At 67.7% G+C, this 12,673-nt stretch carries 14 protein-coding genes; 6 read left to right on the top strand and 8 right to left on the bottom strand.

The window, feature by feature from the left end; translation table 11 throughout:
* Positions 1-155 precede the first annotated feature (155 nt).
* The 5 genes from ACWEO7_RS24730 to ACWEO7_RS24710 form a co-directional block, all read right to left on the bottom strand.
* Positions 156-977 (bottom strand): SAM-dependent methyltransferase, encoded by an 822-nt coding sequence (locus tag ACWEO7_RS24730; RefSeq protein WP_450026487.1) that lies wholly within the window; start codon positions 975-977, stop codon positions 156-158.
* Between the two features lie 185 nt (positions 978-1,162).
* Positions 1,163-3,244, bottom strand: coding sequence for a class 1b ribonucleoside-diphosphate reductase subunit alpha (nrdE, locus tag ACWEO7_RS24725; RefSeq protein ID WP_452426520.1), 2,082 nt, complete (start codon positions 3,242-3,244; stop codon positions 1,163-1,165).
* A 59-nt stretch (positions 3,245-3,303) separates the two neighbouring features.
* Positions 3,304-3,765, bottom strand: a complete 462-nt coding sequence (gene nrdI / locus ACWEO7_RS24720; RefSeq protein ID WP_355078742.1) for a class Ib ribonucleoside-diphosphate reductase assembly flavoprotein NrdI — start codon at positions 3,763-3,765, stop codon at positions 3,304-3,306.
* A gap of 68 nt (positions 3,766-3,833) precedes the next feature.
* On the bottom strand, positions 3,834-4,067 hold the full coding sequence (locus ACWEO7_RS24715) for a redoxin NrdH (RefSeq protein ID WP_039799742.1): 234 nt from the start codon (positions 4,065-4,067) through the stop codon (positions 3,834-3,836).
* A gap of 393 nt (positions 4,068-4,460) precedes the next feature.
* The gene (locus ACWEO7_RS24710; RefSeq protein WP_450026491.1) at positions 4,461-5,030 is read right to left on the bottom strand and encodes an NAD(P)H-dependent oxidoreductase; all 570 of its coding nucleotides are present in this window, start codon (positions 5,028-5,030) and stop codon (positions 4,461-4,463) included.
* Positions 5,031-5,188: 158 nt separating this feature from the next.
* On the opposite strand from ACWEO7_RS24710, the gene ACWEO7_RS24705 reads away from it, so the two are divergent.
* Together ACWEO7_RS24705 and nadE are read left to right on the top strand one after the other, a co-directional pair.
* Positions 5,189-5,779, top strand: a complete 591-nt coding sequence (locus ACWEO7_RS24705) for a TetR/AcrR family transcriptional regulator (RefSeq protein ID WP_452426518.1) — start codon at positions 5,189-5,191, stop codon at positions 5,777-5,779.
* A gap of 22 nt (positions 5,780-5,801) precedes the next feature.
* A complete protein-coding gene (gene nadE / locus ACWEO7_RS24700; protein ID WP_452426464.1) occupies positions 5,802-6,626 on the top strand; it encodes an ammonia-dependent NAD(+) synthetase in 825 nt (274 codons plus the stop codon).
* A 127-nt stretch (positions 6,627-6,753) separates the two neighbouring features.
* Here the strand turns inward: nadE and ACWEO7_RS24695 are convergent, their stop codons facing one another.
* A complete protein-coding gene (locus ACWEO7_RS24695; protein WP_450027045.1) occupies positions 6,754-6,996 on the bottom strand; it encodes a MoaD/ThiS family protein in 243 nt (80 codons plus the stop codon).
* Complete coding sequence (gene moaA / locus ACWEO7_RS24690; protein ID WP_452426462.1) at positions 6,989-8,047, bottom strand: GTP 3',8-cyclase MoaA; 1,059 nt, start codon at positions 8,045-8,047, stop codon at positions 6,989-6,991. The genes ACWEO7_RS24695 and moaA overlap by 8 nt, the downstream gene beginning before the upstream one ends.
* Before the next feature lie 231 nt (positions 8,048-8,278).
* Between moaA and ACWEO7_RS24685 the strand changes: the two genes are divergently transcribed.
* From ACWEO7_RS24685 to ACWEO7_RS24670, 4 genes are all read left to right on the top strand, one after another.
* The gene (locus ACWEO7_RS24685; RefSeq protein WP_452426460.1) at positions 8,279-9,523 is read left to right on the top strand and encodes a molybdopterin molybdotransferase MoeA; all 1,245 of its coding nucleotides are present in this window, start codon (positions 8,279-8,281) and stop codon (positions 9,521-9,523) included.
* Positions 9,520-10,542, top strand: coding sequence for a bifunctional molybdenum cofactor biosynthesis protein MoaC/MoaB (gene moaCB, locus ACWEO7_RS24680; RefSeq protein WP_450018728.1), 1,023 nt, complete (start codon positions 9,520-9,522; stop codon positions 10,540-10,542). Before ACWEO7_RS24685 ends, moaCB begins: the two co-directional genes overlap by 4 nt.
* A complete protein-coding gene (locus ACWEO7_RS24675; RefSeq protein WP_452426458.1) occupies positions 10,529-10,963 on the top strand; it encodes a molybdenum cofactor biosynthesis protein MoaE in 435 nt (144 codons plus the stop codon). The genes moaCB and ACWEO7_RS24675 overlap by 14 nt, the downstream gene beginning before the upstream one ends.
* A gap of 121 nt (positions 10,964-11,084) precedes the next feature.
* Complete coding sequence (locus ACWEO7_RS24670) at positions 11,085-12,098, top strand: AraC family transcriptional regulator ligand-binding domain-containing protein (protein ID WP_452426456.1); 1,014 nt, start codon at positions 11,085-11,087, stop codon at positions 12,096-12,098.
* On the opposite strand, the gene ACWEO7_RS24665 is transcribed toward ACWEO7_RS24670, so the two are convergent.
* The gene (locus tag ACWEO7_RS24665) at positions 12,088-12,279 is read right to left on the bottom strand and encodes a hypothetical protein (protein WP_452426454.1); all 192 of its coding nucleotides are present in this window, start codon (positions 12,277-12,279) and stop codon (positions 12,088-12,090) included. The genes ACWEO7_RS24670 and ACWEO7_RS24665 overlap by 11 nt on opposite strands.
* Positions 12,280-12,673 lie beyond the last annotated feature (394 nt).

The following is a 12,673-nucleotide window of genomic DNA, read 5'->3' as shown; positions in this document are numbered from 1 at the left end:
CACAACGGAGCGAGTCTTACGAGCGACCGTTCGCGGCCGTCTCGCGTCCGAACAACCGAAGCGCATGCGCCGCAGGCGCGAGTCTCGGTTGTTCGGACGCGAGACACCAGGGGCCGCGAACACGCAGCGCCGCAGGCGCTGCCAACCAACACAGCTCACACCTTGCGGCCGACCGCGCTCCAGCAGTTCACCTGCGAATCGAGCCAAGACGGCGACTCGCCCTGCGGACGCCATTGATTGGTGACGACGATTCCCGGGTCCAATAGTTCCAACCCGGAGAAGAACCGGGCGAATTCGTCCCGCGTGCGTGTCTGGGCATAGACCCCGCTCTGCCGGTACACGTTGAGTGCGTCGGTCATCATCTCCGGTTCAAGGTCGGCGGTGATGTGCGAGACCACGAGGAACGATCCCGGCGCGAGAGCACCCATCAACGTCTCGACGATCCCGTAGGGGTCCTGCTCGTCGGCCAGGAAATGCAGCACGGCGACCAGGCTCAGCGCCACCGGGCGCTCCAGGTCCAGGGTCTCGCGGAGTTCGGGCGCGGACAGGATCGCCGCGGGGTCCTTCAGATCGGCGTCGACGTATGCGGTGCGACCCTCCGGCGTGCCGGTGAGCAGGGCGCGGGCATGGGTCAGCACGATCGGGTCGTTGTCCACGTAGACCACCCGCGCTTCGGGCGTCGGCGCCTGTGCCACCTGGTGCAGGTTCGGCTCGGTGGGGATACCGGTGCCGACGTCGAGGAACTGCGTCACGCCCAACTCGGTCAGCGCGTTCACCGCACGGTGCATGAACGACCGGTTCTGCCGAGCCGCGACCCGGGTGGTGGGAAACGCCGCGATCACTTTCTCGGCCGCGTCCCGATCCACTTGATAGTGGTCTTTTCCACCCAGCACATAGTCGTATATTCGAGCGCTGCTGGGCACGCTCGCGTCATGAATCGGCCTGAGCGGCTTCCCATTGCCGCCGAGATCGGTCATCGTCGTTCCCATCACTACCGGATCGCTTCTGCCCCAGCATATTCCCGAGGCGGGCAGCCCACCGCACGCTGTGCGAGGAAGAGCGCAGGATGGGGTTGCGCTTCGAGCGTAGGCGAGCGCGCGACCTCAGCGGCCGCGGAATGCGAAAAAGGGCCCCCTTCCGGAGGCCCTTGTTCGCAACCGAACTACAGCATGCAGGAGACGCAACCTTCGACTTCGGTTCCCTCCAGGGCCATCTGGCGCAGCCGGATGTAGTAGAGGGTCTTGATGCCCTTGCGCCAGGCGTAGATCTGGGCGCGGTTGAGATCGCGGGTGGTGGCGGAGTCCTTGAAGAACAACGTCAGCGACAGGCCCTGGTCCACGTGCTGGGTGGCCGCGGCGTAGGTGTCGATGATCTTCTCGTAGCCGATCTCGTAGGCATCCTCGTAGTACTCGAGGTTGTCGTTGGTCATGTAGGGCGCCGGATAGTAGACGCGCCCGATCTTGCCTTCCTTGCGGATCTCGATCTTCGACGCCACCGGGTGGATGGAGCTGGTGGAGTGGTTGATGTAGGAGATCGACCCGGTCGGCGGCACCGCCTGCAGGTTCTGGTTGTAGATGCCGTGCTCCATGACCGAGGCCTTCAGCTCGCGCCAGTCGTCCTGGGTCGGGATGTGCACGCCCGCGTCGGCGAACAGTCGCCGGACGCGCTCGGTCTTCGGCTCCCACACCCGATCGGTGTACTTGTCGAAGTACTCACCACTGGCGTACTTCGATTCGGGGAAGCCGCCGAAGTACGTACCGCGCTCGATCGCGATCCGATTCGACGCCCGGATCGCGTGATAGACCACGGTGTAGAAGTAGATGTCGGTGAAGTCGATGCCCTCTTCGGACCCGTAGTGGACCCGTTCGCGCGCCAGGTAGCCGTGCAGATTCATCTGCCCGAGGCCGATGGCGTGGGAGAGGTTGTTGCCCTGCTCGATGGACGGCACCGAGTAGATGTGGGTCTGGTCCGACACCGCCGTCAGCGCCCGGATGGCCACCTCGATGGTCTGCGCGAAATCGGGCGAGTCCATCGTCTTGGCGATGTTCAGCGACCCGAGGTTGCAGGAGATGTCCTTGCCCACCTTGGCGTAGGACAGATCGTCGTTGAACTCCGACGGCGTGGAGACCTGCAGGATCTCCGAGCACAGGTTGGAGTGGGTGATCTTGCCCGCGATCGGGTTGGCCCGGTTCACCGTGTCCTCGAACATGATGTACGGATAGCCCGACTCGAACTGCAACTCGGCGATGGTCTGGAAGAACTCGCGCGCCTTGATCTTCGACTTGCGGATGCGCTTGTCGTCGACCATCTCGTAGTACTTCTCGGTGACGTCGATGTCGGCGAACGGCTTGCCGTAGATGCGTTCCACGTCGTACGGCGAGAACAGGTACATGTCCTCGTTCTTCTTGGCCAGCTCGAAGGTGATGTCCGGGATGACCACGCCCAGCGAGAGCGTCTTGATGCGGATCTTCTCGTCCGCGTTCTCCCGCTTGGTGTCCAGGAACCGGTAGATGTCCGGGTGGTGCGCGTGCAGGTAGACCGCGCCCGCGCCCTGCCGCGCGCCGAGCTGGTTGGCGTAGGAGAACGAGTCCTCGAGCAGCTTCATGATCGGGATGACACCCGAGCTCTGGTTCTCGATCTTCTTGATCGGCGCACCGTGCTCGCGAATGTTGCTCAGCAACAGGGCGACGCCGCCGCCGCGCTTGGACAGCTGCAACGCGGAGTTGATCGAGCGCCCGATCGACTCCATGTTGTCCTCGATGCGCAGCAGGAAGCACGACACCGGCTCGCCGCGCTGCTTCTTGCCCGAGTTCAGGAACGTCGGGGTGGCCGGCTGGAAACGGCCTTCGATGATCTCGTCGACCAGTTGGCCCGCCAGCGCCTCGTCACCGGCGGCGAGCGTGAGCGCGACCATGCACACCCGGTCCTCGAACCGCTCCAGGTAGCGCTTGCCGTCGAACGTCTTCAGCGTGTACGAGGTGTAGTACTTGAACGCGCCGAGGAAGGTGGGGAACCGGAATTTCTTGGCGTAGGCCTGCTTGAACAGCTTCTTGATGAACGCGCGGCTGTACTGCTCGAGAACCTCGGCCTCGTAGTAGTTCTCGTGGATCAGGTAGTCCAGCTTCTCGTCCAGGTTGTGGAAGAAGACGGTGTTCTGATTGACGTGCTGCAAGAAGTACTGGTGGGCGGCCTCACGGTCCTTGTCGAACTGGATCTCCCCGTCCGGGCCGTACAGGTTCAGCATCGCGTTGAGGGCGTGGTAGTCGAGGACCTCGCCCGCCTCGCCGCGGACCGGGGGCTGCTCTAAGCGAGCTGTCTTTCCGGCCGGTGCTGTCGTTGCTGTTGCCAAAACAATCCCAATCCCTCTCGGACGCGCTCGACGTCCTCAGCGGTTCCCATGAGTTCGAAGCGATACAGGTACGGCACCCCGCACTTGCGTGCGATCAGCTCGCCCGCATAGCAGAAGGTGTCGCCGAAGTTCGTGTTGCCCGCCGCGATCACCCCACGCAGCAACGCGCGGTTGTGCGGATCGTTGAGGAACTTGGCGACCTGCCTCGGCACGAAGTCCTTGTCGGAACGATCGCCCCCCAGTACGTGCCGACCGCCCCCGTAGGTGGGGACGATCAGCACGTACGGATGGTCTACGCGCAGTGAGTCGGCGGTGTGCAGTGGTATGCGAGTCGCCGGGAGACCCAGCTTCTCGACGAAGCGATGTGTGTTCTCCGAAGCGCTGGAGAAGTAGACCAGCGCCGTCGTCTCCGACATGGTCGCCTTCCTCCCCTCGGGAGCGCCGTAGCGCTCGCCCCTCGGATGAACCGGAAGCGGTGGAAGCGTCAGGCCGCCACGGTCGCGAGCGACTTGATGCGGTCGGGACGGAAGCCCGACCAGTGATCGTCCCCGGCCACCACGACCGGCGCCTGCAGGTACCCGAGTGCCATCACGTAGTCACGCGCCTCGTCGTTCTCCGAGATGTCGATGACCTCGTAGTCCACCCCGGCCTTGTCGAGGGCCTTGTAGGTGGCGTTGCACTGGACGCAAGCGGGCTTGGTGTACACGGTGACGGTCATTGATGTCCCTCTCTCCTTGTGCCTGATCCACAGCCTGTGATCCGTTGCAATTCACGATCCGACGTATGCTGCGCAAACTCCTGGATCCGAGCTCGAATCCCCTGATCAGCCACCTGTGGCCGACTCGTGCCGAGTGAGGTCTCTCGCCGTCTTCCAGTACCGAAGACACTACACCTAGTGGCCGACAGATTCCTACAACACGACATGTAGCGAGTCACATCGATGAAATTCCATCGAGAGAAGTACCAGTACGCTCGATTCACCCCGACACCAAACAGTGGCGCAGATCACTCCACGGGCGTTCCAGCTTACTTTCAGCAAACTTCCTGGCGAACGAAGAGGGCCACCGCTGCGCCCCGCAGCGATGACCCTCGTTCAGACCGGAGAAGGAGCTTACACCGACGCCAATTCGCCGCGCGTGGCCTCCACCAAGTCGCGCACCGTACCGGCCAGCTGGGTCAGCGCCTCGGCATCGTCACGCGGATGCGTGGCGCCGAACCGCTCGCCGACGACCCCGAAGTGCAGGTGCGCGGACTCGACCACCCGTGCGCCCGCCACGCCCAGGGCCTTGACCGCGTCGCCGTGCGCCCACTGGGCGGCGTTCGGGCTGATCGATGCGCTCACCACGGCGGTGGGCTTGCTCTTGATCGCTCCCGCGCCGTAGGGACGGGAAGCCCAGTCGATCGCGTTCTTCAGCACCGCCGACAGCGTGCCGTTGTATTCCGGGGTCACCACCAGCAGGCCGTCCGCCTCGGCGACCGCGTCGCGCAGCGCCTGAGCGGCCGCGGGGACGGAGCCGGGGACATCGATGTCCTCGTTGTAGAACGGGATGTCGGCGAGCCCTTCGTAGAGAGTGACCTCGACACCCTCCGGCGCGCTGTGCGCCGCGGCCTCGGCGAGCCGCCGGTTGACCGACGCGGCGCGCAGGCTGCCGACGAGTGCAAGAATGCGGGTCTGGCTCATGACGACTCCTGGTGTACTGATGAGGTGGTGTCCGTACGTTCACCACACACTAACCGGACCATGGTCCGATTACTTCCCGCGGAGCCTGCGTGAGCGCTGTGAACTACCCCACACCGGACGCGTCGACCGATGGCGCCCCTCGGCTGCTCGACGTCGGCATGCCATTGCCGGGCATCTCGGAGCCCGCCGAGCGCGCCGACGCGGCGCGCAACCGTCAACTGCTCCTGGACGCGGCGCAGCAACTGGTGCGAGAGCACGGCGTCGACAGTCTCACCATGGACGCGCTGGCCAAACGCGCCGGGGTCGGCAAGGGCACGGTGTTCCGGCGGTTCGGAAGCAGATCCGGCCTGTTGCTCGCGCTGCTGGACCACTCAGAGCGGAAGTACCAGGAGTCGTTCATCTTCGGGCCGCCGCCGCTCGGACCGGGCGCGCCCCCGGTGGAACGACTGGTCGCCTTCGGGCGTGCCAGGCTCCTGGACATCGAGGTGGCAGGCGAGCTCCATCGCGCCGCCGAACTCGGCGAGGCGAGCGAACGCTTTTCCGGTAGGCCGTACGGACTACTGCGCGCGCACGTCGTGATGCTGTTGCGGCAGGCCGACGTGCCCGGGGAGGTCGCGCTGGTCGCCGACTGGCTGCTGGCGATGCTCGGCGCGGCGCTGGTCATGCACCAGATGCAAGTGCTCGGCTTCACCCGCGAGCAGATCGGCGACAACTGGGAGCGCGTCGTTCGGCGCGTCGTCGCCCGCTGAGCCGCCAGTAGACTCGGGCGCCATGGGGAACCTGCGTGCACAGATCATCAGTGAATTGGGCGTCCGGCCCACGATCGAACCGAAGGAAGAGATCCGCCGCCGGGTCGATTTCCTCAAGGACTATCTGAACGCGACTCCCGCACGAGGTTTCGTCCTCGGCATCAGCGGCGGACAGGACAGCGCTCTCGCGGGCCGATTGTGCCAGCTCGCGGCCGAGGAACTGCGCGCGGACAGCGTGGACGCGACCTTCCTCGCCGTGCGGTTGCCCTACGGCGTGCAGGCCGACGAGGCCGACGCGCGCACCGCCCTGGCGTTCATCCGGCCCGACCGGCAGGTCGTGGTCAACGTCCGGCCCAGCGCGAACGCCGCGGCCGCCGAGGCGGCGTCCGCCTTGCAGGTCCACCAGCTGCGTGACTTCGTGCGCGGCAATATCAAAGCGCGCGAACGCATGGTGATCCAGTACGCGCTGGCCGGGCAGGAGAATCTGCTGGTGGTCGGCACCGACCACGCGGCCGAGGCGGTCACCGGATTCTTCACCAAGTACGGCGACGGCGGCGTCGACCTGACCCCGCTCACCGGTCTGACCAAGCGCCAGGGCGCGGCCCTGCTCCAGGAACTCGGCGCGCCCCCGAGCATCTGGTCCAAGGTGCCCACCGCCGATCTGGAGGACGACCGGCCCGCCCTGCCCGACGAGGAAGCGCTCGGTCTGCGCTACAGCGAGATCGATGACTACCTGGAGGGCAAGGAGGTGACCCCCGAGGTCGCCGAACGGCTGGAGAGCATCTTCCACAACACCCGCCACAAGCGCACCGTCCCGGTGACGCCGCTGGACACCTGGTGGCGCTAGCCCCTCGGAGGACCTCGGTGTCCGGCGAGGAGTGCCGCCCGCGCAGCGTGCCGTCGCTCACGAAAACCGCGCACCTCATCGACACCTGGCACAGCTGGTCGTGGCGGCGCTGGATGTGAACGCGCGCCTAGCCGCCCGCGAAGGGTGGCAGGACGTCGACGCGCGGGCTCAGCGCGACCGCGGGATCTCGGGTGAGTTCATCACCGACCAGGTAGGCGCACACCGACAACATCTTGTCCAGGTCCGGGCCGTAGGCCGCCACCAAGGTCGCGCGCAGGTCGGCCACCGTCGCTCCGGCCGGGAGGTCGAGGGTCTCGCCGTCCTTGCCGACGGCGTCGGCGATCGCGGCGAAGTAGCGGATCTCAACCACCGATGGCTCCCATCGTCCGCTCCGGGGGGACGAAGCCCTCGGCGTCGATGCCGTGACCGGCCCACTTGTTCCACATCGCACCGCGCCAGAGCGTCGCGAGCTCCTCGTCGTCGGCGCCGGAGCGCAGCGCCTGGCGCAGGTCGAATTCCTGGTCGCTGAACAGGCAGGAGCGCAGCATGCCGTCCGCGGTGAGCCGGGTGCGGTCGCAGGTGTCGCAGAACTTCCTGGTCACCGTGGCGATGATGCCCACGGTGCCGGGCCCGCCGTCGACCAGCCACTTCTCCGCGGGCGCCGACGGATCGGGGCGGCCGACCTCATCGAGGGAGAACCGGGTGCCGAGCACGTCGAGCAGTTCGGCGGCGGTGACCATGTTGGCGCGGGCCCACTCGTGGTCGGCGTCCAGCGGCATCTCCTCGATGAAACGCAGCTCACAGCCCTCGTCCAGGCACCAGCGCAGCAGATCGGGCGCGCCGGAGAGGGTTTCGCGCATCAAGACGGCGTTGACCTTGACCGGGGCCAGCCCGGCGGCGCGGGCGGCGCGGATGCCCGCGAACACCGATTCGAGGCGGTCGCGGCGCGTCAACCGCGCGAAACCGGCCCGATCCACGGTGTCCAGCGAGACGTTCACCCGGTGCAGACCGGCGGCGGCGAGGCCGATCGCGCGGTGCTCGAGCCCGATGCCGTTGCTCGTCATGGCCAGCGGGATGTGCGGCACCTCGGCATGACAGCCCGCGATGATCTGTTCCAGGTCGCGGCGCATCAGCGGCTCGCCCCCGGTGAAGCGGACCTCGCGCACCCCCAGCTCCAGCACCGCGAGGCGCACCAGCCGGACGATCTCGTCCACCGTGAGCAGTTCGTGCCGGGGAATCTCCGGCAGCCCCTCCTCCGGCATGCAATAGGTACAGCGCAGCGAACACTTCTCGGTGATGGACACACGTAGGTCGCGGGCGACGCGTCCGAAACGATCCAGCAAATAGGGGGTGTCGGGACGGCCGGCGAGCGAGGGACGCCCGGAACGCACCGCCGGAATCCCGATCTCGACCAGAGTCACACGTCCATTATGACCGCCTGTCGCGATTCGTCTGCGGGCGGATTGCTCGATTTCGGCTCACTTCGGCCGCGGATAGGCGGTGAGGGCTCGCCACGGCTTCCGGCGACCTGCGCATGGCGACAGAGGCGGAGAACCGCCCGGACCGGGCGTTAGGCGTACCTCCGCCTTCGCTCCGGCCATGCGCAGGCTGAGGACGGACTACGTCCGACCGCACCCATTAGGCTGACTCGCATGAACCCTCGGCCCGCCGGCGTCTCGGCCAGGCCCGTCGACGACTATCGCGACAGCATCGAACAGCTGCTGCGGCCGCTGGCCGCGCGCGCGGTCGAGTCCGTCACGGTACCGCGGGCACTGGGCAGACAGCTGGCCGAAGACGTCCGTTCGCCGATCGATCTGCCGGTGTTCCGCAACTCCGCGATGGACGGGTACGCGGTGCGTGCCGAATCGGTGCTGGTCGCGCCGGTCACCCTGCCTTTGGCAGGCGTCGTCGCGGCGGGAGCCGCCGGCCGCGCGCCGCTGCCGCCCGGTGCGGCGATGAAGGTGATGACCGGTGCGCCGATCCCGCGCGGCGCGGACTGCGTGGTGCCGGTCGAGGACACCCGCGTCGGCGATGGCACGGTGACCATCGAGCGCGGCCGCAGCGCGGGGGAATTCGTGCGGGAACCGGGCACGGACGTCCGGACCGGTGACCTGCTCGCACGGGCGGGCACCACGCTCGCGCCCCGGCATGTCGCCGCCCTGGCCGCGGTCGGGCTGTCCGCGGTGGCGGTCTTCCGCGCGGTGCGCGGCGCGGTGATCACCACCGGCGACGAGCTGGTCGCGGCCGGAAAGCCGCTGCGCCCGGGCCAGATCTACAACTCCAACGGTGTCGCCCTCGCCGCGGCGCTCACGGCGAACGGCGTCGAGGTCGTCTCGGTGGCGCACAGTACCGACGATCCGGCGCGTTTCCGCGGGCTGCTGTCGGCCGCGATGGAGCGCGCCGATGTGGTGTTCACCTCCGGTGGTGTGTCCAAGGGCGACTTCGAGGTGGTCAAGGATGTGCTCGAACCGATGGGCGGACGGTTCGGCTCGGTCGCGATGCAACCGGGCGGCCCGCAAGGGCTGACCGTCGTCGACGGGGTGCCGGTGCTCAGTTTCCCCGGCAACCCCGTCAGCACGATGGTGTCGTTCGAGGTGTTCGCCCGTCCGATCCTGCGGCGCCTCGCCGGGCTGCCCGAGGTCGACACCTACGAGCTTCCCTTGACCAACGCCGTGCCGCGCTCGCCGGAGGGCAAGCGTCAGTTCCTGCGGGGAAGGCTGATCCGTGGGCACTCGAGTGAATCGTCCGCGTCCGGACGGCCGCGTGCGGTCGAGGTGGTGTCGGGTCCGGGCTCGCATCTCGTGGCGGCCATGGCGAAAGCCGACGTGCTGATCGATGTGCCCGCCGAAATCACCGCTCTGCCCGCGGGCGCAGTTGTGCGAGTGTGGACCTTATGAGCGAGTTGTCCCATGTCGACCACGAAGGTCGCGCCCGCATGGTCGATGTGAGCGCGAAGAGCGAGACCACCCGGATCGCCGTCGCGGCAGGCGAGTTGCGCACCACGGCCGAGGTGGTCGCGCTGGTACGGGCCGACGACATGCCGAAGGCGGACGTGCTGTCCACCGCCCGCATCGCGGGCATCGCGGGGGCGAAGAAGACCTCCGAGCTGATCCCGCTGTGCCATCAGCTGGCGCTGTCGTCGGTGCGGGTGGAGTTCGGTTTCACCGACACCGCCATCACCATCGAGGCCACCGCGAAGACCAAGGGCCCGACGGGTGTCGAGATGGAGGCGCTCACCGCGGTCGCGGTCGCGGGTCTCACCCTGCACGACATGGTGAAGGCGGTCGACCCCGCGGCAGTACTCACCGGCGTGCGCCTGCTGACCAAAGAAGGCGGCAAACGCGGTCATTGGGAGCGCCCTGCCGACGCGGCCTCGGACGAGAGCGAGGACGAGCCGGTCACCGCCGACTACGCCGAGCCCGAATTCGACGAGGAGGAACGCTCGGCCGTGGTGCTGGTCGCGTCGACCGGGGTCGCGGCGGGCACCCGCGTCGACACCACCGGTCCGGTGCTCGTGGACTGGCTGTCCGGCCTCGGCTTCTCGGTGCGGGGCCCGCTGGTCTACGCCGACGCCGAGATCGAATTCGGACTTGCCGACGCGCTGCGCTTCGAACCCGCACTCGTCATCAGCACCGGCGGGACCGGCGCCTCCCCCACCGACGCCACCCCGGAGGCCACCCTCGCCTTGCTCGATCGCGAACTACCCGGCGTGGCGGAGGCGATCCGGCAGCGCGGCACCGCGAAGTTCCCGCTGGCGGCGCTGAGCCGCGGCGTGGCGGGACTCGCGGGACACTCGGTGATCGTGAATCTGCCCGGCTCGCCGGGCGGCGTGAAAGACGGCATCGCGGTGCTGGAACCGCTGCTGGATCATCTGCTCGCACAAGTCGCCGGAGGTGGAAGTCATGACAACGGCTGAGGCTACGGTCCGGCTCGCCCGGATCAGCGACCAGCCGCTGGACCCAGCGGAGGTCGAGGAGGCGGTGTCCGGATCGCATTACGGCGCTGTCGTGGTGTTCACCGGGAAAGTCCGCGACCACGATGGCGGACAAGCCGTTTCGGCCCTGGAATACTCCGCGCACCCGCAGGCGGAGCGGTTCCTGCGCACCGTCTGCGCCGAACTCGCCGCCACGCACGGCCTGCCGGTCGCGGCCGTGCACCGCGTCGGCTCGCTCGACATCGGTGACCGCGCGATCGTCGTCGCGGTGGCGGCGGCGCATCGCGGCGCGGCGTTCGCGGCGTGCGCGGAACTGGTGGACCGGATCAAACACGAAGTCCCGATCTGGAAGCGCCAGCTGTTCGCCGACGGACTGTCGGAATGGGTGAACGCCTGCGGGTGATCTGACCGTGACATGAATCTCATGACGAATCAACACGTCCGGTATAGCGTGTGCGCGCGGTATCGCTTCACTCGGAGACCGACGGTGCGCCGCTCGGTCGCGTGGCGGAAGGGAGCACGCGATGGGAACCGATCAGGTTCTGCTCCACCGGTTCGTCATCTCGCAACTCATCGCGGCCGGGGTGGACCGCGACCGGCTGCTCCGGGAAACCGGATTGCCGGAGTGGACCATGGCGGGCGACGACCTGCACCTGCCCAGCCAGATGTTCTCCCGGCTGTGGGAGATCGGTGAACTCGAACTCGGCGATCCGGACGTCGCCCTGAACGTGGCGAGCCGCTACGAACTGACCTGCCTGGGGCTCTACGACTATCTGTTCTCCTCGGCGCCGACACTGGGGGCCGGACTGGCGACCTGCGGTCCGTACGTCACCGCGGTGACGACCAACCACCGGTTCGACCTGGTCGCGGAGAACGACGACGAAGTCACCTTGTATCTGGACATGATCGACGGGGAAGGCCGCGGCCGCGATCTCACCCAACTCTGGGGGCTGAGCGCGGTGCTCAGCCGGGCACGGCGCGTGGTGCGTGAACCGCTGGCCCCGGTGCGGGTCGCGCTGCGCCAGCACGCGCCCGCCAAGATCGGCACCTTCATCGAGGTGTTCGGCACCACCGCGATCGAGTTCGACGCGCCGGTGGACGCGATGACCTTCCGCGCCTCGGACATGGATCTTCCGCTGACCACCAGCGATCCGGTCTTGGCCGGCATCCTGCAACCGTTGGCCGCCGCGCTTCCGCCACCGCCGCCGCTGGCCACCGCATGGCCCGAACGCGTCGCGGCCGCCCTGGCGGACTGCCTGGAGGACGGCGACGCGTCCCTGGAGCGGGTGGCGCGGAGGCTGGCCACCAGCCCGCGCACCCTCCAGCGGCGGTTGCGCGAGGCGGGTACCACGTGGCGCGCCGAGCTGGACCGGGCGCGCGGCGCGCGGCTGGTCGCGGCGACCGCCACGGGGCCGCTGAGCCCCTCGCGCCAAGCCGAGATCCTCGGCTACTCCGACCCCGGATCGCTGCGGCGCGCGGCTCGGCGCTGGTCGCTGGCCACCCACGCGCCGCGCACCGAGCGGAGCTTCACGGCCTGAGGAAACGCGCGGCGATCGACCAGAAGGTCGCGTCCTCGATCGACCGGAAATCCCAGCTGTTGGTGAGGGCGTGGGTCTCGGCGACGATCGCGGGAACGTCGAAGTCGTCGCGGGTGGCGGTGCCCTTGGCCTCCAGCACCTCGATAACGTACGCGGTGGCGCTCTCCATGGAATCTGACACGGGAAACTCCCATCGGTCGCAGGACGATTCGGTCGGTCACGGATCGGCTTCCGAGCGGCGCCGCGCGCGGCAATACGCTCCCGGTGCCCACCGACCGGCGGACACGCATCCAGTCTCATGAAAAGACCGCTCCGTCACCAGCACCGAACACGACATGTCGCGACCGAAGGCGCCAATCTGCGCGCTCAGTGCGGCGTATACCGCCATACCCCGAGCATGCTCTGCGAATCCAGCGGTTCGGCGTCGTCGTGCACCGTGTCACGAAGCCGCGCCATGGCCTTGTCGGTGTGCAGACCGGCACCGATGAGACACCTTCTGTCAACCTCAGGCGGCGAGTACGCGTTGGCGGTTGCTGACGTGGGTTTCTTCGTTGTAGGCGGTGCCGCGGGTCAGG

The sequence above is a fragment of the Nocardia sp. NPDC004260 genome (genome assembly GCF_053603155.1).
Note: the sequence above shows the minus strand (reverse complement) of the source record. Positions and strands in the feature narration are given on the sequence as shown.